Here is a 23,434-nt window from a genome sequence, read left to right as displayed (position 1 = left end):
ATGAGTGACGACGCCCCCACCACCGAGTCCGGCAGGATCCCGAACAAGGGCAAGCTGGCCAAGGACCTCAACGAGGTCATCCGCTACACCCTCTGGTCGGTCTTCAAGCTGAAGGACGCGCTGCCCGAGGACCGCGCGGGCTACGCCGAAGAGGTCCAGGAGCTGTTCGACCAGCTCGCCGCCAAGGACGTGACGATCCGCGGCACGTACGACGTGTCCGGGCTGCGCGCCGACGCCGACCTCATGATCTGGTGGCACGCGGAGACCAGCGACCAGCTCCAGGAGGCGTACAACCTCTTCCGTCGCACGAAGCTGGGCCGCGCCCTCATGCCGGTGTGGTCGAACATGGCGCTGCACCGTCCCGCCGAGTTCAACCGCTCGCACATCCCGGCGTTCCTCGCCGACGAGACGCCCCGCAACTACGTGAGCGTCTACCCGTTCGTGCGCTCCTACGACTGGTACCTGCTGCCGGACGAGGACCGTCGCCGCATGCTCGCCGACCACGGCAAGATGGCCCGCGGCTACCCGGACGTGCGCGCCAACACGGTCGCCTCGTTCTCGCTGGGCGACTACGAGTGGATCCTCGCCTTCGAGGCCGACGAGCTGTACCGCATCGTCGACCTCATGCGCCACCTGCGCGCCTCGGAGGCCCGCATGCACGTCCGCGAGGAGGTCCCCTTCTACACGGGCCGCAGGAAGTCGGTCACCGAGCTGATCGCCGGTCTGGCGTAGGTTCGGGCTTCGGCTCCGGGTGCGGCGCACACGCGGCGCGCCGCACCGGAAGCCGGCCTTCCAGCAGATACGCGTCCACATGGGCGTTGACGCACTTGTTGGGTCCGCCCGCGATCCCGTGCGTCCCCGCGTCCCGCTCGGTCACCAACACCGAGTCCCACAGCCTCCGATGCAGCTCCAGCGCCCCCTCGTACGGCGCGGCCGCATCCCGCTCCGCGGCAAGAATCAACGTCGGCGGCAGCTCCCCGGGCCCCGTCCGCACATCGAGCGGCTGCTGACGCGGCGCGAGCCAGTACGCGCAGGGCAGATTCATCCACGCGTTGTCCCACGTCTCGAACGGCGCCACGCGCGCGAGCCGGGTGTTGTCCCGGTCCCACACCTTCCAGTCCGTCGGCCAGGACGCGTCGTTGCACTCGACGGCCGTGTAGACCGCCTTGCTGTTCTCCGCCTCGGCGGCAGCCTCCGTGACCGGCGCCGCGATGTCGATCAGCGGCTTCGGATCGCCCTTCAGATACGCCGACAGCGCCTGCGCACGCTGCGGCCAGTAGTCGTCGTAGTACCCGGCCTGGAGGAACGCCCCCTGCAACTGGCCGGGCCCCACCTTTCCGCCCGCGGGCTCGGCGGCGAGTCGGGCCTGTGCCCTCTCGTAGCTGCGCAGCACCTTCGCCGGGGTGTCGCCGAGCCCGTACACCTCGTCGTGCCGCGCGATCCACTCCCGCAGGTCCGCCCAGCGGCCCTCGAACGCGGCCGACTGGTCGAGGTTGTTGCGGTACCAGATCTGCTCGGGCTCCGGGTTCACCGCCGCGTCGAACACCATCCGCCGCACGTGCGAGGGGAACAGGGTCGCGTACAGCGCGCCGTAGTACGTGCCGTACGACGCGCCCATGAACGTCAGCTTCTCCTCGCCCAGCGCGGCCCGCAGGACGTCGAGGTCGCGGGCGTTGTTGAGGGAGTTGTAGTGGCGCAGTGCGCTGCCCGCCCGCTCGGCGCAGCCGCGCGCGTACGCCTTGGCCTGTGCGATGCGCTCCTGCTTGTACGACTCCGAGGGGTGCGTCGGTGCCTGGGAGGGCCCCTTGAAGAAGTGCTTGGGGTCCTTGCAGGACAGCGGCGCGCTGCGGCCCACCCCGCGCGGGGCGTAGCCGACGAGGTCGTAGGCCGCCGCGAGGCGCTTCCACTCGGGCAGCAGGCCGATCAGCGGGAAGTACATGCCGGAGGCGCCGGGGCCGCCCGGGTTGTAGACCAGGGCGCCCTGGCGCGGCACCCGGCGCTTGCTGTTGTGCGGGTCCCTGTGTGTGGCCCGCACCCGGCTGACGGTGAGCTTGATCTGCCGGCCGCCCGGATCGGCGTAGTCGAGCGGGACGCTGACCGTGCCGCACTGGAGGCTGCCCGGCATGTCCTGCTCCTTGGAGCAGGTGCCGAAGTCGATGCCGGCGGTCTGTGCGCGGGCGGCCGCCACCGCGGTGCCGCGCAGCTCGGCCGCGCCCGGGACGGCCTCCGTGCTGCCGGCGGGGGTGACGGCCAGGGTGGTCAGGAGCAGTGACCCGGCGGCCGAGTAGAGGGCGGGGGCTCTCATCGCGTATCCCTTCGGTGCACGGCAGCAACAAAAGGGATGTTTCGTTCACCGGTTGGCGAAGGCAAGCACCACCCGGCCGGTGTCGGCGCCAATGCCCCCTGTGCGCCCCCCGCGCCTCAGTCGCGCCAGAGCGGCTCGCGGTCCTCGAAGGCCGCGCGCAGGTCCGGCTCGCCGATCGCGCGGACGCCGCGCACGGCGACCGTGGTGAGGTACGTACGGTCGTCAGCGTCGCCTGCGTGCCGGGCGAGCGTGTCCAGCAGCCGCTGTCCGGCCGGGGAGGCCCAGCGCGAGTAGGGGTGGACCTCGATACGGGCGATGGCCAGGCAGCTCAGGGTGAGCGCGAACGGCAGTCCGAACCAGAGGGCGACCAGATGGCGCGGCATGTCGGCGGCGCCGGGCACGAGCAGCGCGGCCCCGCCCAGCACGAGGACGGCCGCCGCGGCCAGTTGCACCTGGCGCACCGCGGTCGCGATGCCGGACCGGGCGCCGGCAGGCACGGCGAGGCCCGCGCGCACCAGCCGGTCGGCGAGGCTGCCCACGGCCTCCGCCGCGGCCGCCGCGGACCGCACCGGCGCGATACGGGACTGCCCCTCGGGCCCGATGGCGCCCAGCACCGAGCGTTCCATCTCGTCCCGCCCGCGCGGGTCGACGACCGTCGCCCAGCCCGTGTGCGCGAGCAGCAGCCGGCGCTGGCGGGCCATGGAGACGAGGGTCAGATCGGCGACCCGTCCGGGGCCGCCGGACAGGAACGCCGCCTCGTACAGCGTCAGATCGTGCCGCCGGGCCGCCTTCACGTCGGCGGCCGCCGCATGGACGGCGGCCAGGCACAACCGTGTGCACGCCGTGCCGGCAGCGGCCCAGGCCAGCAGCAGGAGAAGCACCCAGAACATGCCGCGTTTCTATGCCAAACGCACCGGAGAACGCCATGCCTTGTTCACGATCCGGACGGAGAGTTGCCGGTACGTGACGTTCCGGTCCCCGGTCAGGACTCCGGAGGCGGGCTGGCGGCCGCCGGTGGGAGCGAGTAGCTCGCGGCCGGCGACGGGGTCACCGGGATCGCCGGGGAGGGGTCGGTGGTGGGGCCGGGCGGGGCCGGGGAGTTGGTGAGCGGGGGAGTGCTGCCCGCGGCCATCTCCTGGGCCAGGGCGTCGAAGTCGACGTAACCGGTGGCCTCCAGGACCTTGATGTGGTCCAGCACGGTGGTGTTCGCGTCCTCGGCGAGTTCGCGCACCAGCGAGTTGCGGGTGCTCGCGCGGACCTGGGCGACCACGGAGAAGACCTTGCCGTGGGCCAGCCGCAGGATGTTGGCGAACTGCCGGTCGTAGTCGACCCCCTGGGCCGCGCTCAGAGTGGCGAGCCACTGCGTCTGCTGCTCGTTCGGCTCGTTGGGCAGCTCCAGGGCGAGTTTTGCCGCGACGTCACGGACCCGCTCGTCGAGGAAGGCGTGCCCCTCGACGAGATGCTCGCCCGCCGTCCGTACGGCCGGAGTGGTGCCCTTGCGCTGGGCCTCCTGGCCGGCGGGCAGCTCCCAGAGGCCCGCGAGGCGGACCCTGGTGAGGAAGTCGCGGTCGAGGGCCGACAGCGGCCCGTACTTCGTCGAGACGGTCTGGGCGTTGAGCACGTCGACGCCGGTTCCCGAGCGGTCGGCGTACGACCAGATCGGGAAGACCAGCGCCGCCAGGGTCGCCGTCAGGCCGGTGATGATGAGACCGGTACCGCTGAAGATGCCCCGGCCGTTGACGGGGGGTCGCGGTCGCATGGTGCCTCCTGTTGCGGGCACCGCACGTCAGTGCGTTTCGAGGGTGGGATGGGCATATTAACCGCCTTTACCCGACCCCCTGTTCACCGGCGGCTCAGCGACCGTCCGATCCGCGCCAGTCGGGACCGCGACCGCGGAGCCGGACCCGAACGCTCCAGCCACCACTCCCGCAGCTCCTGCCGGGCCCGCGCGTCCAGCTCCCGCGGCCCATCCAGCAGACGGCCCGCGAACTCCAGCGCGTCGCGGCGATAGCCGCCGGTCATCGGGTTGCGCTGCGCGTAGGCGAGGAAGGCGGTCCGGTACTCCGCCCCGAGAATCCGCGGCAACTCCGGCGCCACCTTCGCCACAACATCCGCCCGCTTCCCGGCAAGCGCCCGCGCCTGCACCCCGACCCGCCCCCGATCAAACCCCTCCGGCACGGGCGTCCCGGCAACGAGCGCGGAGAGCAGGGCGGCCTGGGCCAGGGCGAGGCGTTGGCGGGCGGGGGTGGGGTGGGTGAGGCCGGTGGCTGGGGCGTCCGGTGTGGCGGAGTTCGCCGCATCGCTCGGGCGGGGGTGTCCGGCGGCCGTGCCGTCCGGCGTGGCCGTCGCCGTGCCGGCCGGGTGGGGGGATTCGGCGGCTGTGCCGCCTGGTGTGGTGGAGGTTGCCGTGTTGGCGGGGTGTGGGGATTCGGCCGTCGTGCCGCCTGGCGTGGTCGAGGTTGCCGTGTCGGCGGGGTGGGGGGATTCGGCGGCCGTGCCACCTGGCGTGGCTGAGGCCGCCGAACCGCCCGGGCAGGGGAACTCGGTTGCCGTCCCGCCCGGCGTGGCCGCTGCCCCCGCCCCCGCCTGCTCCCGGCCCTTCTTCACCGCCGCCCCGATTGCCGTCAACTCCCGCTCCAGTTCCGTCGGCTCGGGGAAGTTCTCGTCGCGCTCCAGCAGGACGCCGGGCGGGGAGACGCGGGACGCGAGGTCCGTGAGGATGTCGAGGACGGGCTGCGGGACGGGGTGGGCGTGGCTGTCGTGCCAGACGCCGTCCCGCTGGAAGCCGCCCGCTACATGGACGTATGCGATGGCCTCCAGGGGGAGGCCGGCGAGCGCCTCGGCCGGGTCCTCGCCGCGGTTGACGTGGTTGGTGTGCAGGTTGGCGACGTCGATGAGGAGCCGGACGCCGGTGCGGTCGGCCAGCTCGTACAGGAACTGCGCCTCCGTCAGCTCCTCGCCCGGCCAGGAGAGCAGCGCGGCGATGTTCTCGACGGCGAGCGGCACGGGCAGCGCGGCCTGTGCCGTACGGACGTTCTCGCACAGCACGTCCAGGGCGTCCCGGGTGCGCGGGACGGGCAGCAGGTGACCGGCCTCCAGGTGCGGGGTCGCGGTCAGCGGGCCGCCCGCCCGGACGAACGCGATGTGCTCCGTGACCAGCGGCGAGCCCAGCGCCCGCGCCCGCTCGGCGAGGGCGGTGAGGCGGCCCTCGTCCGGGCGGTCGGCGCCGCCGAGGCCGAGGGAGACGCCGTGCGGGACGACGGTGACCCCGCGCTCGCGCAGCCGCGTCAGGGAGTCCGGGAGATGCCCGGGGCACACGTTCTCGGCGACGACCTCGACCCAGTCGATCCCCGGCATGCGCTCCACGGCGTCCGCGATCTCCGGCCGCCAGCCGATCCCCGTGCCCAGTCGCTTCATCGTCGTCCCCCTCCTTCACGTGCGTGACGGGGGTATGGCCCCGCCGCCCGGCCCCGAATCCCGGCGCGGTCACCTTCAGAGCAACATTTGAGGTTCACCCCCGCCCCGGCGACCGGCCGAGGAGCCGCAGTGTCTCCTCCAGCGGCCCCGCGCCCGACGGCACGTCCAGTGCCGCGGCGAAGGCCGAGCCCGGACCCCGGGACGCGGGGTCGGCGGGGACGCGCCGGGCCACCTCCAGGGCGGCGGCCACTACCTCGTCGGGCAGGTCGAGACCGACGCCCACCGTGGCGGCCACGTCCCAGGCGTGCACCACGTAGTCGACGAGATGGAAGCGGATCGCCAGCCGTCCGGGGAACGGTCCGCCCAGCTCGGGGAGGATGAACTCCCGCTCGACGGCGCCCGGTTCGGCGAAGGCGTCGAGCACATCCGCCGCGGCCGCCCGGTGGACCGCCGCCGGATCGCGCATGTCCTCCGGCTCCGCCCACTGCGCCAGGTCATCGCCCGTCCCGCGCGCGGCGGCCGCGAACCCGCCGTGCTGCGCGGCCATGTGCGCCACCAGCCGCCGTAGCGTCCACCCGGCGCAGGGGCTGTCCCGTTCCCAGTCCCCGTCCCGCGCCGACTCCACCAGCCGCACCGCCTCGCGCACGGCGACCCGGTCGAGCTCCACGACGTCCATCAGCGCTCCTCGGTGATCAGGTCCAGGGCGTACGCCCAGACGGATTCGGGTGCGAACTCCTCGAACTCACGGCGCGCCGAGCGCAGTTCGCCGTGTCCGCCGTGCCTGCGCATCACGCGGACATGGTCGGGTCGGCGGAGGAACTCCTTCAGTGCCCGCTCGTCGACCCATACGGACACGGACCCCGAGCGGCGGTGCAGCGGGTCGGCCCACAGCCACATGCCGACCGCGCCCCGCGTCGTCGGCCAGGTGCGGCGCAGCCGGAGCCCGGCCAGGGCGACCGCGGCGGCCCGGCCGTGGCCGCGGGCGGTGAAGTCGGTGACGCCGACCAGTACGGGGCCGACGGGCGGCAGGGCCGGTCCGGGCCGCCAGGGTGAGCGCAGGATCCGTCGTGGAGCGTGAGCAGTACGCATGGGCCGATGTTAAAACTAAACGAACGGTCGTGCTACTTGTTTGGCGTGATCGTGCACCGAGCACCGCCCTTGCCGTTCAAGGCACTTGAGGAATCGACCCCGGATCCGTCGCCGCGAGCCGGAGGCGGGTGGCGATGCCGCGGCGGGCCCTGTCGTACGGCTCGGTCTCGCCGTGCAGGACGGAGAGTGCGTTCGCCGTCTCCATCAGGGCGACCAGCTCGAAGGCCAACTGCGCCGGATCCGTGTCCCCCGTCAGCTCGCCGACGGTCCGCGCCTCCTCGGCACCGGCCCGGAGGTGTGCCGTCCAGGCCCGCTGGGCCTCGGCGAGGGTGTCGTGGACCGGGCCCTCGCGGGCGTCGAACTCGGCGAGCGCGCCGTAGAAGAAGCAGCCGCCGGGGAAGACCCGCCGCTCCGAGTAGTCGAGCCAGGCCGCGCACAACGCCCACAGCCGGGCCACGCCCGTCGCGGATGCCGAGGCGGGCCGGAGGACCTCGGCCGCGAAGATCCGCGAGGCCTCCCGTACGGTCGCCAGCTGGAGCTCCTGCTTGGAGCCGAACAGCGCGAACACCCCGCTCTTGCTCAGCCCCAGGTCGGTGGCGAGCCGCCCCACGGACAGCGCCTCAAGACCCTCCACGGAGGCGATCTCGACGGTACGGCGCAGCACCGACTGCCGGGTGCGGTTGCCGCGTTCGACCCGGCCGTCGAGCCGGGTCACCGCAGCGCCGGATGGTCGGCGACGACGGTGCAGGAGCCGGGGGCGATCTCGGTGAATCCGGCGTCGCGGACCAACGGCAGGGCGCCGGAGGTGAGTTCGGGCCAGCGTTCGCGCGGCGCGCTGCGCACGGCGAGCGGGAACCCGGCGTCGCGCCAGGCGGCCCGCTCCTCGTCCGACAGCTCCCACCAGGCGAGCTGGGCGCCGTGCCCGGCCTGCGCCATCGCCTTGCCGGCCGACATATCGAGGTCCGGGTTCATCCAGAGCACGGGCACGCCCGGGTCCGCGTCCGCCGGCGGCTCGGGATCGTCCAACTCGGTACCGGACACCTGGAGCTTCGCCAGGTCCTTCGGCCACCCGTCCAACGGAACGGGCGGGTAGACCCGCACCTCGGCGGACTTGCCGGTGACCGTGATCCCGGGCAGCGCCTGGGCCCGCCGCCACTCGGCGCGGCGCGCCCGCCGCACGACCTTCCGGATCCGTGCGTCCTGCCAGTCCCGCACCGCCTGGGCCCACTCGCCGTCCCCGAGGGAGCGCTCGTCGCTGAGCAGGACGAGCACGGCCCGCGCGGCGGTCTCCAGGGCGTCGGTACGCGCCGGGGGAGCGCCACGGTCGATGTGCACGACCAGCGGGAGGACGAACTGCGGTGCCTCGTCGCGGGCAATGGCCTGGTGCTGGAAAGGACTGTCGCTCACGTCGGTCAACCTTACGGGCAGCCGCGATACGACAGGATTGCCCCATGCAACGCGATCTTCGTCTGGACAACGTGGGCCGCCGCTACGGCCTGCGCGGCCCCTGGGTGTTACGCGCCGTCGACCTCGCCATAGCGCCCGGCACCCTCACCCGCGTCGAGGGCGCCAACGGCACCGGCAAGTCCACGCTCCTGCGCCTCCTCGCCGGCATCGACGCCCCCACCGAGGGGCGTATCACGGGCCGCCCCAGCACGGCCTACGTCCCCGAACGCTTCCCCACGGCGCTGCCCTTCACCTCCCTCGGCTACCTCACCCACCTCGGCACCATCCACGGCCTGTCCCGGGCGGCGGCCGCGCGCGCCGCAGAGGCGTGCCTGGAACGCTTCGGCGCCGCCGCCTACGCCCGGACCCCCATGGCGCAGCTCTCCAAGGGCAGCAGCCAGAAGGTCGCGGTCGCCCAGGCCCTGCTCGCCGAACCGCAGCTGCTCGTGCTGGACGAGGCCTGGACCGGTCTGGACACCGACGCGCGCGCGGAGCTGGAGCGCGCGGTCGCCGAACGGACCGCCGCCGGTGCCTCGGTGGTCTTCGTCGACCACGACCCGCGCCGCCTGGCCGGGCTGTCCGACGTGATCTGCACCGTCCGGGACGGCGGCGTCGACCGCCGTACGGAACAGGCCGCCGTGCGCGTCATGGGCCCGCATGTCGTCGTGGTGGCCCAGGGGCCGCGGGGCGGAGCGCTGCCCGCCGACGCGGACCGGGCCGTGACGGCGGCCGAGGAGACAACGCCGGGCACCTACCGTCTTGCCGTGCCGGTGTCCCACTCGGACGTCGTGCTGCGCGCCCTGCTCACTGCCCGCCCGCCCTGGCACGTGGTGAGCGTGGCGAACCAGGAGGACCGATGACCGCCCTGCTCCGCTACCAGGCCGCGCTGCTGGCCCGCTCGCAGCGCTGGCTCCCGCCGTTCCTGCTGTACGCCGTGTTCCTCGCCGTCGGTGTGCAGGGCGGCCAGCCGGTGCTCGACTCGCTCGGCTACGCGGCGGCGGCCCTGCTGCCGGTGGCCGCCTGGCTGGTGCGCATCTGCGTCACCAACGAGCCGCCCGCCGCCCGCGGTTGCGTCTCCGCCGCCGTCGGCCCCGGGCGGGCGCACCTCGCCGCGCTGCTGGTGGCGCTGGCCGCGGCGGCGGCCCTCGGCACGCTCGCGACCGTCGTGGTGACCCTGATCAGCGACCCGACGAGCGCCGACCACCAGACCGAGGTGCCACGGCTCCCGGCGGGCGCCGCGGGCCTGCTCGCCGTACTGGCCTGCGCCCTGCTCGGTGCGGCCGTCGGCGCGCTCACCACCTGGCCGGTGCTGCGCTCGACCGGCCGGGCGATCCCGGCGATGCTGCTGGCGGCCCTGCTGTCGGTGGTGGTGACGGGCTCCCCGGCGCAGGCGGCGGTCAGCGGACTGGTCACCGGCTCCCGCTCCGGCACCGTGCCGCTGCCCGTGCTGCCGTTGGCCGCCGCGGCCCTGTTCGCGACCGCGGCGCTCGCGGTGGCCTGCGCGCTCAGCTCCCGCCGGTCACCCTGAGCAGGCGGTCCGCTCGGCCTCCCGCCACTCGCAGACCGGGCAGAGCGTGATGCCCTTGTACGACTCCGGGTACTCCGTGGGTTCCCGGCACAGCACGCACTCCGCGTACGGCGGCCCGTCCGCCTTGGGCGGCTTCGTCGCGTCGGCGATCGTGCAGTAGTCGCTGTCGCTCATGCCCCCAGCGTAGAACGCTCACCGCCGGTCGTCCGCGGCCCCGATCAGCTCGGACACCTTCACGAACCGATAGCCCTGGCGGCGCAGCTCGGGCACGATCGTGCGGACGGCCCGCTCGGTGGCCGGGGCGGCGCTGCGGGTGCAGTGCATGACGACGACCGACCCCGGCCGCACCCCGTCCAGCACCTGCCGGGCCACGGCGTCGGCGTCCGTCGCGAACGCGTCCCCGCTCACCACGTCCCACTGCACGGCGGTGACACCCGCCGGCGTCAGCGACTTCAGCGCCCGCCGGTCGTAACAGCCGCCGGGGAACCGGAAGTACGGCATCGCGTCCGGCACGCCCGCCTTCCGGAAGGCCGCGTACGCCCGCTCCACGTCCGCCCGCATCCGCTCACCGGACACGGTCGGCAGGCCGTAGCAGTCGCCGGTGAAGGCGTAATGGCTGTACGAGTGGTTGGCGACCTCGAAGAGCGGGTCCCGCCCGATCGACCGGGCCTGCACCGGGTACTCCTCGGCCCATCGCCCGGTCATGAACACCGTGGCCGGCACCTTCAGCGCCCGCAGCGCGGCGATCAGCCCCGGATTGTCGAACCGCTCACCGCCCGCGGCCCGCGGCCCCTGGTCGGCGGTCATGTCGGCGTCGAAGGTCAGCGCGACGGTCTTGTCCGGCGTCCGGGGGCCGTTGCGGAAGACGGGCGTCAGACCGGAGGGGCCGGGCGCGAGAGTGGGAGGCCGGGACTCGACGGCCGACGGCGCCTGACGGGGGGCGGCCGCCTCCGGGGTGGCGGCGGCACAGGCGGTCAGGGCGGCGCCGAGGGCGCAGACGGCGGTGATGCGGCGTACGCGAGTGATCACCGTATGAAATTACGGCGGTATGCACCTTATGCGGCCTTCGACACGGGAGCCGCGTCACCCGGTCAGAGCTCGTGCTGTTCCAGCGGCCGGGTCGCCGGGCCCTGGATGACCTTGCCGGAGGGGGCGAAGCGGGAGCCGTGGCAGGGGCACTCCCAGGCGTGTTCGGCGGCGTTGAAGGCGACCAGGCAGCCGAGGTGGGTGCAGCGGGCCGAGACGGCGTGGTGCTCGCCGTCCTCGTCGCGGTAGACGGCGAGGTGGTGGCCGTCGACGCGGACCACGGCGCCCTCGCCGGGCGGCAGGGCCTCCACCGGTGGGGCGGGGCGCAGGCGGTCGCCGACGAAGTGGCGGGCGACCCTGGCCTGGTGTCTGAGGAAGGACGGTGCCTCGCGGACGGTGGAGCGCAGACGGCGCGGGTCGTACAGCTCGCTCCACGCGCAGGGCCGCCCGGTGATCAGGTCCGTGAGCAGCGAGCCCGCCATCACCCCGCCGCTCAGGCCCCAGCCGCCGAAGCCGGTGGCGACGTAGGTGTGCCGGGCGCCCGGGTGCAGCGGGCCGACGAGGGGCACGGTGTCGGTGGAGTCGTTGTCCTGCGCGGCCCAGGCGTGGGTGGGGGACAGGCCCGGGAAGTGCTCCCGGGCCCAGGCGGAGAGGTCATCGAAGCGGGAGCGTGTGTCGCCCGTGCCGGGTGTGAAGTGCTCCCCGGTGACGATGAGCAGCCGCCGGTCCTCGCCGTACGGCGCCGTGCGCACCGAGCGGGTTCCCTCCTCGGGCGTGATGTACATGCCGTCCGGATCGCGGTCCGCGTCGACCGGACCGGCGACGACCAGTTCGCGGCGCGGCGAGAGGCGGGTGAACAGCAGGGCCCGGTCGAAGATCGGGTAGTGCGTGGCGACGACGACGTCCCGGGCGGTCACCGTCGCCCCGGGCTCGGTGGTCAGCCGGCACGGCACGCCCTCGTCGAGGCCGAGGACGGCGGTGTTCTCGAAGATCAGCCCACCCCGCGCGGCCAGATCGTCGGCCAGGGCCAGCAGGTACTTGCGCGGATGGAACTGCGCCTGCCCGGTGACCCGGACGGCGCCCGCCACCGGGAACGGCAGCCCGGTCTCCGTCACGAACGACGCCGGCAGCCCCGCCTCCCGGGCGGCCCGCGCCTCGGCCCGCAGCTCCTCGACGCGGCCCGCGTCACGGGCGTACGTGTAGGCGCTGCGGCGCTCCCACTCGCAGTCCACGTCCAGCTCCTGCGCGACCGCCCCGACGCGCTCGACGGCCTCGGTCTGCGAGCGGGCGTACAGGCGCGCTCCCTCGGCGCCCCGGGTCCTGCGCAGCCTGTCGTAGATCAGCGTGTGCAGGGCCGTGAGCTTGGCCGTCGTGTGTCCGGTGACGCCGGCCGCGATCCGGCCGGCCTCCAGGACGGCCACGCTGCGGCCGGTCCCTGCCAGCTCCCGGGCCGTGCTCAGCCCGGCGATCCCGGCGCCCACCACGGCCACGTCGACAAAGAGGTCCTCCGTCAGCGCGGGGCGGGCGGCGCCGGGCGCCGTCTGAAGCCAGTACGATCCGCTGAGCTGCGGGTTCTCGGTCATGGGGGCCGAGTACCCCGGCGGCGGCCGGTCGCTACCTGCGCCAGGGACCCGTCACGGCGAAGGTCGTCCCGGGCGTGTAGCAGTTGACGTACATCGTCTCGCCGTCCGGGGAGAAGGCGACACCGGCGAACTCGCCCCATTCGGGTTCCTCGGGTGTGCCGATGTTCTGCGCGTTGCGGGCCATCGCGTAGACCTCGCCGCGGCGGGTGACGCCGTAGACGTGCTGGGCGCCGTTGCCGTCCTCGCAGACCATGAGGCCGCCGCTGGGGGCCAGGCAGATGTTGTCCGGGGACTCGCCGGGCAGCTGTACGTCGGTGTCGGGGCCGAAGACGATCACGAGCGTCAGTCGGCGCGCGGCGGGGTCGTAGCGCCAGATCTGCCCGTAGTGGTCGCCCGCCGAGCCCTCGGAGCTGCGCGCGTACGACGACACGAAGTACACCGAGCGGCCGCCCCAGTAGCAGCCCTCCAGCTTCTGGGCGTGGGTGATGCCCTTGGGGCCGAAGTCCTGGAGCCTGACGGGGGTCTGGACCGCGAGCGGGTCCGGTACGTCCACCCACTCGACGCCCTCGAAGGAGGCGCCCGTCTCCTGGATCGAGGAGAGGTCGGGGACACCGGGCACGCGCATCGCCTGGAGCCGGCCGCCCGCGCGCAGTGAACCGCCGCCGCCCAGCGGCTCGTTGGGCAGGAAGCGGTAGAACAGGCCGAAGGGCTTCTGGAAGGCGTCCTCGGTCTCGTAGACGATGCCGTGCCTCGGGTCCACGGCGATCGCCTCGTGCTGGAAGCGGCCCATCGCGGTGAGCGGGACGGCGCCGCTGCGGTGCGGGTCGGCCGGGTCGACCTCGAAGATGAAGCCGTGGTCCTTGGTGTAGCCGTTGGTGCCCGCCTTGTCCTCGTTCTCCTCGCAGGTCAGCCAGGTGCCCCAAGGCGTGGGCCCGCCCGCGCAGTTGACGGCCGTACCGGCGATGGCGACCCGCTCGGTGAGCACCTTGCCGTGCGGGCTCAGGGTGAGCGCCGTACAGCCGCCCTTGGCCGCCGGGTCGTAGGTCAGGCCCTCGACGGCCGGCACGGGGATCTTCCCGGTGTGCCGGTTCTCGTGGTTGCGGACCAGGTGGATGCGGCCGTGTCTGCCGGGCAGCGCGGTCATTCCGTCGTGGTTGGAGGGGACCATGCCCTCGCCGGAGCGCAGGGGGTCGCCCTCACGGGACAGCACCCGGTAGCGGAAACCTTCCGGCAGATCGAGCAGGCCCTTCGGGTCCGGGACGAGCGGGCCGTAGCCGGTGTGGCCCAGGTTCTGTGCGGCGGCGGTGCCCGCGAAGAGTTCGGTGAGGTTTCCGGCGAAGGCGATTCCGGCGCCCAGGGCGCCGGTGCGGACGAGCATCTGACGGCGGGTCGTGCTGCCGTTCTCGGACATGGGGCAACCTTCCTGCTGGCGGACAGGACTGTGACGCCGCCGTGTCTACCATCTGGTGACGGCCACGTGAACCACGCGCGTAGAGCGTGTTCACCTGCCGAGGGTGTGATCCGGCGGCGCCTGCTGGGCCTTCTCCAGGAACCGCAGCAGCTCCACCGGGAACGGCAGCACCAGCGTGGAGTTCTTCTCGGCGGCAACCGCCACGACCGTTTGGAGCAGCCTCAGTTGCAGCGCGGCGGGCGTGTTCTCCATCTGCTGCGCGGCCTCGGCCAGCTTCTTCGACGCCTGGAGTTCGGCGTCGGCGTTGATGATCCGGGCCCGGCGCTCACGGTCGGCCTCGGCCTGCCGGGCCATCGAGCGCTTCATCGTGTCCGGCAGGGAGACGTCCTTGATCTCGACGCGGTCGATCTGCACGCCCCAGCCGATCGCCGGGCTGTCGATCATCAGCTCCAGACCCTGGTTGAGCTTCTCGCGGTTGGAGAGCAGATCGTCCAGGTCGCTCTTGCCGATGATCGAGCGCAGCGAGGTCTGCGCCATCTGCGAGACGGCGAACCGGTAGTCCTCGACGTTGACGACCGCCGCCGCCGGGTCCACGACCTTGAAGTAGACGACCGCGTCCACCTTCACCGTGACGTTGTCCCGGGTGATGCCCTCCTGGGCCGGCACCGGCATCGTCACGATCTGCATGTTGACGTGGCGCAGCCGGTCCACCGCGGGGACGATCAGGGCGAGCCCCGGCTGGCGTACGGCACTGCGCAGCCGCCCCAGCCGGAAGACCACACCGCGCTCGTACTGCTTGACGATCCGCGCCGCGGCGGCCAGGTAGACCGCTCCGGCGGTGACGGCGACGGCGCCCGCGGCCAGCAGCTCCTCGACCATGACGACCTCCCTGTCAGAGGTCCGGTATGTTCGCTTCTTTGACGATATGCCCAGAGCCCGGTCCGGGGCCATGGGCGGCCCCGGACCGGGCTCTGGGGTGTTGGCCGGTCAGAGCGTTTCCACGAGCCCCTTCGCGTCCCGGGCCAGCGCGGTGAGCCGGGAGATCGCGCGGAAGTACTTCTTGCGGTAACCGCCCTTCAGCATCTCCTCGCTGAACAGCCGGTCGAAGGGCATCCCCGAGGCCAGCACCGGCACCTCACGGTCGTAGAGCCGGTCCGCGAGCACCACGAGCCGCAGTGCCGTCGACTGGTCCGGAATCGGCTGTACGTCGGTCAGGCACACCGCCCGGATTCCGTCGGTCAGCGCGCCGTACCGGCTGGGGTGGACCTTGGCCAGATGCTCCAGCAGGTGCGGGAAGTCGTCGAGGGAGGCGCCCTCGGTGGCGTACGCCGCCTTCGTCACCTGCTCGTCGGTGAACGGCGCCGGTGCCTCGGGCAGACCGCGGTGGCGGTAGTCCTCGCCGTCGATGCGCAGCGGGTGGAAGTGCGCCGACAGGCCCTGGATCTCGCGCAGGAAGTCGGCCGCCGCGAAGCGGCCCTCGCCGAGCTTGCCGGGGAGCGTGTTGGAGGTGGCGGCGAGCGCGACACCGGCGTCGACGAGCTTGCCGAGCAGGGTGGAGACGAGGACGGTGTCGCCCGGGTCGTCCAGCTCGAACTCGTCGATGCACAGCAGACGGTGGCCGGAGAGGGTCTGGACCGTCTTCTGGAAACCGAGGGCGCCGACCAGGTTCGTCAGCTCGACGAACGTGCCGAACGCCTTGAGGGAGGGCTCGGCCGGGGTCGCGTGCCAGAGGGAGGCGAGCAGGTGGGTCTTGCCGACGCCGTAGCCGCCGTCGAGGTACACGCCACGGGGTCCTGCCGGGGTCTTCGGCGCCTTGGGCCGGCCGAAGCCGAAGAAGCCGCGCCTGCCCGAGGTGACGGCGTGCGCTCCACCGAGGCCGGCCGCGAAGCGCTCCAGGACATGGACCGCCTCGGTCTGGCTGGGCTGGTTCGGGTCCGGGATGTACGTGCCGAAGCGGACCGAGTCGAAGCGGGGCGGGGGGACCATCTCGGCGACCAGGTGCTCCGCGGGGACGTGCGGTTCTCTGGCCGAGAGGGCGAGGGGGGCGGCTATGGGGGTTTCGCCGGCGGTGGTGGAGGAGGACACGTTTATCCATGGTAGGGGGTGGGGGCGGCCGGTCCGGGGCGGCCGGGGGCCGGTCGAGCGGGTCTCCATGGGCCCCGCGCCGACCGTATGACCGTCATTTCGTCGGATACGTACTCGCCCGGTCGTGGAACACTGCCCGCATGCAGCGCCTGTTCCCTGTGACCGATCAGACAGCCGACCGCGAGTGGAGCCTCGCCGAGCTGGCCGAGGCCTACGCCTACCCCGAGACCGACGCGCCCTGGCTGCGCGCCAACATGGTGTCCACGCTCGACGGGGCCGCCCAGCACGACGGCAGGTCGCAGCCCATCTCCAACGCCACCGACATGCGGATCTTCGGCACGCTGCGGGCGCTGGCCGACGTGGTGGTCGTGGGCGCGGAAACGGTACGCCAGGAGGGTTACCGCCCCGCACGCGCGCGTGCGGAGTTCGCGGCGGCGCGGGAGGCGGCCGGGCAGGCGCCCGCGCCGGCGATCGCGGTGATCAGCGCGAGCCTGGACCTGGACTTCTCGCTTCCGCTGTTCACCTCGCCTCTTGTGCCGACCCTGGTCCTGACCGGCGCCGCGGCGGCCCCGGAGCGGACCGCCGCCGCCGAGAAGGCGGGCGCGCGCGTGGTGGTCGCCGGTGATGGCGCCGGCGTCGAGCCGGACCGTGCCGTACGGGCCCTGGCCGGCCTGGGGCACCGGCGGCTGCTGACCGAGGGCGGCCCGCGGCTGCTCGGGCAGTTCGTGGCCGCCGGGGTGCTCGACGAGCTCTGTCTGACCGTGTCCCCGATGCTCACCGCCGGGGACGCGCAGCGCATCGCCGGCGGACCGTCGGTGGCACTGCCCCGGCAATTCGCACTGGTGTCCCTGCTGGAGGAGGAGGGCTTCCTGTTCAGTCGGTACCGGCGGCGCTGACGGGGGAGAGGGGGGTTCGGGAGCGCTCCTGAGGCGGTTGCGGCCGGGCCCGAAAACAACCCCATCGATACCGCGGTCCCGAAAACGGCGGAATCAACCGTTCCGTTTAGCTTCCGCCGGGCACACTAAAACTCGCAGTCCCCGTGCGACCACGGGGCAGGATGGTTTCCGCAGGGCCTGGCACGGCCCACGCAGGACGGAGGGCCCATGGGTCCTCGGAGCAGAAGGGGCGCCTGGTGTTCAGAAGCGTATTGATGATCGAGAAGGCCCTGACGTCCGCAGACGTGGAGTTCGTCACGACCTTGCACGGGGACGAGTCGGTCTCCTTCCACGTGCTGCTCCAGCCGCGCGGCGACCAGGCGGACCGCCTGCTGCGCGCCATCGACGACGTCGCACTCGGAGAGCTGGACGAGGCCGCCCGGGAGCGGGAGACACCGGAGGGGGAGGACGCGCGAGGGTTCGGGGAGCGGGCGCTGGAGGTCTCCCTCCAGGCGCTGCGCACCTCCGGCAACGAGGCGGAGGGGCAGCTCATCGAGGACCACCCGCTCGACGCCCTGAAGGCGCTGGTCGAGGAGACCGGCGCGGACGAGGTGATCGTGCTGACCGACCCCCACTACGTGGAGGAGTTCTTCCACCGGGACTGGGCCTCGCGGGCCCGGCACAAGGTGGGAGTGCCCGTGCTGAAGCTGTTCTCGCACAGCAAGGTGTAGGGCAGGCCTCCCCGCTGGGCGGGTGTCCGTGATTGTCGGTGGCTCGGCATAGGCTTGGCCGCTGAACGTCCGCGCACCAGCACGCACAGGGAGACACGCATGGCACCCGGCCTTCCCACCGCCATGGACCGACCGCACTTCATCGGCATCGGCGGCGCCGGGATGTCGGGGATCGCGAAGATCCTCGCGCAGCGCGGGGCCGCCGTGGCGGGCAGTGACGCCAAGGAGTCCGCGACCGCCGAGGCCCTGCGCGCCCTGGGCGCGACGGTGCACATCGGGCACGCCGCCGAGCACCTCGCCGACGACGCGAGCTGCGTGGTCGTGTCGTCGGCGATCCGGTCCGACAACCCCGAGCTGGCCCGCGCCGCCGAGCTCGGCATCCCGGTCGTGCACCGCTCCGACGCCCTGGCCGCCCTGATGGACGGGCTGCGCCCGATCGCGGTCGCCGGCACCCACGGCAAGACGACCACGACCTCGATGCTCGCGGTGTCCCTGACCGAGCTGGGCCTGCGGCCGTCGTACGCGATCGGCGGCGACCTGGACGCCCCCGGCTCCAACGCGCTGCACGGCGACGGCGAGATCTTCGTGGCCGAGGCGGATGAATCGGACCGCAGCTTCCACAAGTACGCGCCCGAGGTCGCGATCGTGCTCAACGTGGAGCTGGACCACCACGCGAACTACGCGTCGATGGACGAGATCTACGAGTCCTTCGAGACGTTCGCGGGCCGGATCGTGCCCGGCGGCACGCTGGTGATCTCCGCCGACCACGAGGGCGCGCGGGAGCTGACGCGACGCGTCGAGGGCGTGCGCGTGGTGACGTACGGCGAGGCGCCGGACGCCGACGTGCGGGTCCTCGCCGTTGTGCCCCAGGGCCTGAAGAGCGAGGTCACCGTCCTCCTGGACGGCGAGGAGCTCACCTTCACCGTGTCCGTCCCCGGCCGCCACTACGCGCACAACGCGGTGGCCGCGCTGGCGGCGGGCGCGGCGCTCGGCATCCCGGCCGCCGAGCTGGCCCCGGCGATCGCGGCCTACACCGGCGTCAAGCGGCGCCTCCAGCTCAAGGGCGAGGCGGCGGGCGTCCAGGTCATCGACTCCTACGCGCACCACCCGACCGAGATGACCGCGGACCTGGAGGCGATGCGCGCGGCCGCCGGCGACGCGCGCATCCTGGTGGTCTTCCAGCCCCACCTCTTCTCCCGCACCCAGGAGCTGGGCAAGGAGATGGGCCAGTCGCTGTCCCTGGCGGACGGCTCCCTGGTCCTGGACATCTACCCGGCCCGCGAGGACCCGATCCCGGGCGTCACCAGCGAGCTCATCATCGAGGCGGCGCGGGCGGCGGGCGCCGACGTGACGCCGGTGCACGACAAGGCCGAGGTGCCGGCGCTGGTCGCGGGAATGGCGAAGCCGGGCGATCTCGTTCTCACGATGGGCGCGGGCGACGTGACGGACCTCGGCCCGCAGATCCTGGACCGCCTGTCGAAGTGAGGGGCTGAAGCTCATGTCGTACGACGTCGAGAAGCCGGACGAGCAGTGGCGCGCGGAACTGACGCCGGCCGAGTACACGGTGCTGCGGCAGGCCGGCACGGAGCCCGCCTTCACCGGTGAGTACACGGACACCAAGACGAAGGGCGTCTACTCCTGTCGCGCCTGCGGCGCCGAACTGTTCACCTCCGAGACCAAGTTCGCCTCGCACTGCGGCTGGCCGTCCTTCTTCGACCCGAAGGACTCCGACGCCGTGGAGCTGCTGGAGGACCGGTCGCACGGGATGGTGCGGACCGAGGTGCGGTGTGCGCGCTGCGGGTCGCACCTCGGGCACGTGTTCGAGGGTGAGGGGTATCCGACGCCGACCGATCAGCGGTACTGCATCAACTCCATCTCGTTGCGGTTGGCCCCGGACGAGGACTGACACCAAGAGTTGGGGGGCGGCGTGTGCCGCCCCCCAACCATCTCTCCTGCGCCGATCCGGGATCAGGCGAAGTTCTGGTGGCCGTCGAGATAGTCGAAGAGTTCGTCGTCGGTCGCCGAGGCGATGGTCGTCACGACCTCGTCGGCATCGCGCCGGCCCGCCTGGAGCTTGAGCACGACCCGCCCCAGTCGCTCGGCGGTCTCCTCCGACGGCTGCTCGCCCGCGCTCCGCGACGCCAGCGCGTCCACCAGCGCCTCGATCTCGTCGAGCAGCGACGTCACCGACGCCTCCCGGCTCGGCGCGAGCTGCTCCAGCAGATGCCGGACCAGCGCCTCCGGAGTGGGGTGGTCGAAGACGAGCGTGGCGGACAACGGCAGACCGGTGGCCGCCTTGAGGCGGTTACGGAACTCCACCGCCGTCAGCGAGTCGAACCCCAGCTCCTTGAAGGACTGCCCGCCGCCCACGCCGTGCGCGGAGTCGTGGCCCAGCGCCGCCGCGGCATGGGAGCGCACCAGATCCAGCACGACCCGCCCGCGCTCGGACTCGCCGGCACCGGCCAACCGCTCCCGCAGCGACTCGGGGGCGGCCTGTGAACGCCCCTCCACCACACGCCGGGTCCCTCGCACCAGCTCGCGGAAGAGCGGCGGCAGGGACCCGTCGTCGGCGCCCCCGCGCAGGGCCGCCAGGTCCATGCGCACCGGCGTCGCCAGCGGCCGTCCCCACGACAGCGCCTCGTCGAACAGGGCGAGCCCCTCATCCGTGGGCATCGCCACGAGCCCGCCGCGCGCCATTCGGGCCAGGTCGGCCTCGGCCAAGTGCCCCGTCATACCGCTGGCTTCGGCCCACAGCCCCCAGGCCAGCGAGGTCGCGGGCAGCCCGAGCCGGTGGCGGTGCTGCGCCAGGGAGTCCAGGAAGGCGTTCGCCGCCGCGTAGTTGGCCTGCCCCGGCGTGCCCAGCACCCCCGCAGCCGAGGAGAACAGCACGAACGCCGACAGGTTCAGATCCCGCGTCAGCTCGTGCAGATGCCAGGCCGCGTCGGCCTTGGGCCCGGCCACCGCGTCTACATGACGAGGCGTCAGCGAGGTCAGGGCCGCGTCGTCGAGCACACCCGCCGTATGGACCACGGCAGTCAGCGGATGACGCCCAGGAATCCCCGCCAGCAACTCCGCCACCGCAGCACGATCGCTCACGTCGCACGACGCGAACGTCACCGTCGCGCCCAGAGCCGTCAGTTCGGCCGACACCGCGGCGGCGTCCGGGGCCCGCGAGCCACTGCGGCTGGCCAGCAGCAGGTGCCGGACCCCGTACTCCTGCACCAGGTGACGTGCCGTCAGCCTGGCCAGCACGCCGGTGCCACCGGTCACCAGCACGGTTCCCTCGCGATCGAGGGGGCCGGGCACAGTAAGGACCAGCTTGCCGACATGACGGGCCTGGCTCAGATACCGGAACGCCTCCGGCGCCCGCCGGACGTCCCACGTCGTGACGGGAAGCGGCCGCAGCACACCGCTCTCGAACAGCTCCAGCAGATCGCTGAGCATCTCCTGTATTCGCTCGGGCTCCGGCTCGAACAGGTCGTACGGGCGGTACATCACGTCCGGATGCCGTACGGCCATGGCGTCCGCGTCACGGATGTCGGTCTTGCCCATCTCGATGAAACGACCGCCACGCGGCAGCAACCGCAGCGAGGCATCGGTGAACTCCCCGGCCAGCGAGTTGAGCACCAGATCGACGCCCTTGCCGTCGGTCGCCTCCAGGAACCGCTCCTCGAACTCCAGCGTCCGTGAACTGCCGATGTGCCCGTCGTCGAAGCCCATCGCCCGCAGGGTGTCCCACTTCGCCGGGCTCGCGGTCGCATACACCTCGACGTCCCAGTGCCGGGCCAGCTGCGCCGCCGCCATGCCCACCCCGCCGGTCGCGGTGTGCAGCAGCATCGACTCCCCGGGCTGGAGCCTGCCGAGGTCCACCAGGCCGTAGTAGGCCGTCAGGAACACCACCGGGACCGCCGCCGCCTGGGCGAAGGACCACGAGGACGGCTTACGGACCACCAGCCGATGGTCCGTCACCGCGACCGGCCCGGCCGCACCGCTGAACAGACCCATCACGGCATCCCCGGGCAAGAGCCCGGTCACCTCCGACCCGACCTCCAGGACCACGCCCGACGCCTCACTGCCGACCAGCGCGTCGCGGTCCGGATACATGTTCAACGAGATCAGCACATCACGGAAGTTCAGCCCCGCCGCGCGCACCGCGACCCGCACCTCCCGCGGCCCCAGCGGCGCGGCCGCCGCCGGACACGGCGCCAGCACGAGGTTCTCCAGCGTTCCCTTGTCGGTGATCTCCAGCCGCCATGCCTCCTCGCCGGCCGGAGGCCTCAGCAGGTCGCGCGACGTCGCCCGGCCCAGCCGCGGCGCATACAAGACGCCGTCGCGCAGCGCCAGTTGGGGCTCGTCCAGCGACAGGGCCGCCGCCAGCGCGTCGGCGAACGGCGTACGGCCGTCCAGGTCCAGCAGCACGAACCGGCCCGGATGCTCCGTCTGCGCGGTTCGGACCAGCCCCCACACGGGCGAGTCGGCCAGCCCCGGAACATCGTCGGTCACCCGAGCCGCGACCGCGCCCCGGGTCACCACCACCAGCCGTGCCCCCTCGAACCGCTCGTCGCCCAGCCACGCCTGCAGCTCTTCCAGCACCCGTGCCGTGACCTCACGCGCCGCGCCGGCCACCCCGGGCCCCGACAGGGCCCCGGCGGTGAGGCAGGGCAGAACGACCACCTCGGGAACAGGGGCACCGGATGCCACGGCCGCCGACAGCGAGACCACGCCGGGGAAGCGGCCCAGCCGCCCGGACAGCACCTCGACGACACCGTCCGCGTCCTCGCCCAGCACAGCCCAGCCCTCTGCGGCCGTCTGCCGGTCCGCCGGCGCCGGCACCTTCACCCAGTCCAGGTCGAACTGCCGCCGGGTACGCGCCGACGCCCGGCCGGAGACCAACTGCTCCACCGCCACCGGCCGCAGCGCCAGCGCACCGACGCTGACGACGGGCAGACCCGCGGCGTCGGTGAGCAGCAGCGACACCACACCCTGCTCCCTCGGCGTCAGCCGGACCCGCAGGGCGGAACCTCCGGTCGCATGGACCTGGAACCCCTCCCAGGAGAACGGCAGAAGAATCCGCCCCTCCCCGGCATCCCCGAACACACCGCTCGCCCCCAGCAGATGCAGCGCGGAGTCCAGCAGCGCCGGATGCACGGCGAACCCGTCGACGGAGACATCCCGGTCGTCGGGCAGTGCGACCTCGGCGCAGAGCTCGTCGCCGCGACGCCAGGCCTTGCGCAGGCCCTGGAAGACCGGCCCGTACTCGTAGCCTTGCGCGGCGAGCCGCTCGTAGACCCGCGCGAGATCGAGGACTTCGGCGCCTGCCGGGGGCCACGCCGATGCCTCGGTGGGTTCGAGGCTGGTTGCTGACGCGGTGGGTACCAGCGTTCCCTCCGCATGGCGTGTCCAAGGCCGGTCCGTGCCTGGCTCGGCACCGTCGACGGGCCGCGAGAAGATTTCCAGCGGGCGTGCTCCGGAGTCCTCGGCGGCTCCCACCACCAACTGGATCTGCACCGCGCCGTCCGCCGCCAGTTCCAGCGGCGCGTGCAGCGTCAGTTCCCCGACCTGAGCACAGTCCACCCGTTCCCCCACCGACCAGGCCAGGTCGGCCAGGGCTGCGCCAGGGAGGAGGACGGTGCCGTGGACGGCGTGGTCGGCCAGCCAGGGGTGGGTGGTGAGAGAGACACGGCCGACGAAAGTGCAGCCCGCTCCGCCCGGGACCTCGAACTTCCCGCCCAGCAACGGGTGTTCGACGGCATCGAGCCCGAGGGACTCGGCGTCCTGGGCGTCTGCGGAGGCGGTGAGCCAGTAGTGCTGGTGTTGGAAGGGGTAGGTGGGGAGGGGGGTGTGGGGTTGGGGGGTGAGGAGGGTGGTCCAGGTGGGGGTGGTGTTTTGGGTGAGGGAGGTGGTGAGGCGGGTGAGGTGGCTTTCGTTGCGGCGGAGG

22 protein-coding genes are annotated in these 23,434 nt (G+C 72.9%); 7 read left to right on the top strand and 15 right to left on the bottom strand.

Annotated features, from left to right (window positions below):
- Positions 1 to 732: a hydrogen peroxide-dependent heme synthase gene (hemQ, locus tag AB0Q90_RS38180; protein WP_363163925.1), complete on the top strand. Its 732-nt coding sequence runs from the start codon at positions 1 to 3 to the stop codon at positions 730 to 732.
- On the opposite strand, the gene AB0Q90_RS38175 is transcribed toward hemQ, so the two are convergent.
- The 8 genes from AB0Q90_RS38175 to AB0Q90_RS38140 all read right to left on the bottom strand — a co-directional run bounded on the left by AB0Q90_RS38175 (position 704) and on the right by AB0Q90_RS38140 (position 8,227).
- Positions 704 to 2,305, bottom strand: coding sequence for an alpha/beta hydrolase (locus AB0Q90_RS38175; protein ID WP_363163924.1), 1,602 nt, complete (start codon positions 2,303 to 2,305; stop codon positions 704 to 706). The two genes, hemQ and AB0Q90_RS38175, sit on opposite strands and share 29 nt — an antisense overlap.
- Before the next feature lie 116 nt (positions 2,306 to 2,421).
- Positions 2,422 to 3,195 (bottom strand): TIGR04222 domain-containing membrane protein, encoded by a 774-nt coding sequence (locus tag AB0Q90_RS38170; RefSeq protein ID WP_363163923.1) that lies wholly within the window; start codon positions 3,193 to 3,195, stop codon positions 2,422 to 2,424.
- A 92-nt stretch (positions 3,196 to 3,287) separates the two neighbouring features.
- The gene (locus tag AB0Q90_RS38165) at positions 3,288 to 4,064 is read right to left on the bottom strand and encodes a DUF4142 domain-containing protein (protein ID WP_363163922.1); all 777 of its coding nucleotides are present in this window, start codon (positions 4,062 to 4,064) and stop codon (positions 3,288 to 3,290) included.
- Between the two features lie 83 nt (positions 4,065 to 4,147).
- A complete protein-coding gene (locus tag AB0Q90_RS38160; RefSeq protein WP_363163921.1) occupies positions 4,148 to 5,722 on the bottom strand; it encodes a DUF692 family multinuclear iron-containing protein in 1,575 nt (524 codons plus the stop codon).
- Between the two features lie 94 nt (positions 5,723 to 5,816).
- Positions 5,817 to 6,398 (bottom strand): TIGR03086 family metal-binding protein, encoded by a 582-nt coding sequence (locus AB0Q90_RS38155; protein WP_363163920.1) that lies wholly within the window; start codon positions 6,396 to 6,398, stop codon positions 5,817 to 5,819.
- Positions 6,398 to 6,811, bottom strand: coding sequence for a hypothetical protein (locus AB0Q90_RS38150; protein WP_363163919.1), 414 nt, complete (start codon positions 6,809 to 6,811; stop codon positions 6,398 to 6,400). The genes AB0Q90_RS38155 and AB0Q90_RS38150 overlap by 1 nt, the downstream gene beginning before the upstream one ends.
- A 76-nt stretch (positions 6,812 to 6,887) precedes the next feature.
- Positions 6,888 to 7,526, bottom strand: a complete 639-nt coding sequence (locus AB0Q90_RS38145) for a TetR family transcriptional regulator (RefSeq protein WP_363163918.1) — start codon at positions 7,524 to 7,526, stop codon at positions 6,888 to 6,890.
- The gene (locus tag AB0Q90_RS38140; RefSeq protein WP_363163917.1) at positions 7,523 to 8,227 is read right to left on the bottom strand and encodes a peptidyl-tRNA hydrolase; all 705 of its coding nucleotides are present in this window, start codon (positions 8,225 to 8,227) and stop codon (positions 7,523 to 7,525) included. The genes AB0Q90_RS38145 and AB0Q90_RS38140 overlap by 4 nt, the downstream gene beginning before the upstream one ends.
- A gap of 35 nt (positions 8,228 to 8,262) precedes the next feature.
- Here AB0Q90_RS38140 and AB0Q90_RS38135 point away from each other — a divergent pair, with 35 nt between their 5' ends.
- Together AB0Q90_RS38135 and AB0Q90_RS38130 are read left to right on the top strand one after the other, a co-directional pair.
- Positions 8,263 to 9,117, top strand: a complete 855-nt coding sequence (locus AB0Q90_RS38135) for an ATP-binding cassette domain-containing protein (protein WP_363163916.1) — start codon at positions 8,263 to 8,265, stop codon at positions 9,115 to 9,117.
- Positions 9,114 to 9,785 carry an ABC transporter gene (locus tag AB0Q90_RS38130; protein ID WP_363163915.1) on the top strand — a complete coding sequence of 224 codons (672 nt, stop codon included), beginning with the start codon at positions 9,114 to 9,116 and terminating at the stop codon, positions 9,783 to 9,785. The genes AB0Q90_RS38135 and AB0Q90_RS38130 overlap by 4 nt, the downstream gene beginning before the upstream one ends.
- Here the strand turns inward: AB0Q90_RS38130 and AB0Q90_RS38125 are convergent.
- The 6 genes from AB0Q90_RS38125 to zapE form a co-directional block, all read right to left on the bottom strand.
- Entirely contained in the window at positions 9,777 to 9,959 is a 183-nt protein-coding gene (locus tag AB0Q90_RS38125; RefSeq protein WP_363163914.1) for a hypothetical protein, read from the bottom strand. The genes AB0Q90_RS38130 and AB0Q90_RS38125 overlap by 9 nt on opposite strands.
- A gap of 18 nt (positions 9,960 to 9,977) precedes the next feature.
- A complete protein-coding gene (locus AB0Q90_RS38120; protein ID WP_363163913.1) occupies positions 9,978 to 10,814 on the bottom strand; it encodes a polysaccharide deacetylase family protein in 837 nt (278 codons plus the stop codon).
- Positions 10,815 to 10,876: 62 nt separating this feature from the next.
- Positions 10,877 to 12,394: an FAD-dependent oxidoreductase gene (locus tag AB0Q90_RS38115; RefSeq protein ID WP_363163912.1), complete on the bottom strand. Its 1,518-nt coding sequence runs from the start codon at positions 12,392 to 12,394 to the stop codon at positions 10,877 to 10,879.
- Between the two features lie 31 nt (positions 12,395 to 12,425).
- Positions 12,426 to 13,805, bottom strand: a complete 1,380-nt coding sequence (locus tag AB0Q90_RS38110; RefSeq protein WP_363163911.1) for a PhoX family protein — start codon at positions 13,803 to 13,805, stop codon at positions 12,426 to 12,428.
- Positions 13,806 to 13,895: 90 nt separating this feature from the next.
- Positions 13,896 to 14,684, bottom strand: a complete 789-nt coding sequence (locus tag AB0Q90_RS38105; RefSeq protein ID WP_363163910.1) for a slipin family protein — start codon at positions 14,682 to 14,684, stop codon at positions 13,896 to 13,898.
- A 108-nt stretch (positions 14,685 to 14,792) separates the two neighbouring features.
- The gene (gene zapE / locus AB0Q90_RS38100) at positions 14,793 to 15,890 is read right to left on the bottom strand and encodes a cell division protein ZapE (protein WP_363163909.1); all 1,098 of its coding nucleotides are present in this window, start codon (positions 15,888 to 15,890) and stop codon (positions 14,793 to 14,795) included.
- 140 nt (positions 15,891 to 16,030) lie between these two features.
- Here zapE and AB0Q90_RS38095 point away from each other — a divergent pair, with 140 nt between their 5' ends.
- From AB0Q90_RS38095 to msrB, 4 genes are all read left to right on the top strand, one after another.
- A complete protein-coding gene (locus AB0Q90_RS38095; RefSeq protein ID WP_363163908.1) occupies positions 16,031 to 16,786 on the top strand; it encodes a pyrimidine reductase family protein in 756 nt (251 codons plus the stop codon).
- A gap of 236 nt (positions 16,787 to 17,022) precedes the next feature.
- Entirely contained in the window at positions 17,023 to 17,496 is a 474-nt protein-coding gene (locus AB0Q90_RS38090) for an indole-3-glycerol phosphate synthase (protein ID WP_363163907.1), read from the top strand.
- 99 nt (positions 17,497 to 17,595) lie between these two features.
- Positions 17,596 to 18,981 carry a UDP-N-acetylmuramate--L-alanine ligase gene (gene murC, locus AB0Q90_RS38085; protein WP_363163906.1) on the top strand — a complete coding sequence of 462 codons (1,386 nt, stop codon included), beginning with the start codon at positions 17,596 to 17,598 and terminating at the stop codon, positions 18,979 to 18,981.
- 13 nt (positions 18,982 to 18,994) lie between these two features.
- A complete protein-coding gene (msrB, locus tag AB0Q90_RS38080; protein ID WP_363163905.1) occupies positions 18,995 to 19,402 on the top strand; it encodes a peptide-methionine (R)-S-oxide reductase MsrB in 408 nt (135 codons plus the stop codon).
- Positions 19,403 to 19,464: 62 nt separating this feature from the next.
- Here the strand turns inward: msrB and AB0Q90_RS38075 are convergent.
- A partial coding sequence (locus AB0Q90_RS38075) for an SDR family NAD(P)-dependent oxidoreductase (protein ID WP_363163904.1) occupies positions 19,465 to 23,434 on the bottom strand: 3,970 nt, incomplete at its 5' end.

Origin of the sequence: Streptomyces sp. NPDC079141, assembly GCF_040686775.1 — a bacterium.
GTDB lineage: Bacteria > Actinomycetota > Actinomycetes > Streptomycetales > Streptomycetaceae > Streptomyces.
Note: the sequence above shows the minus strand (reverse complement) of the source record. Positions and strands in the feature narration are given on the sequence as shown.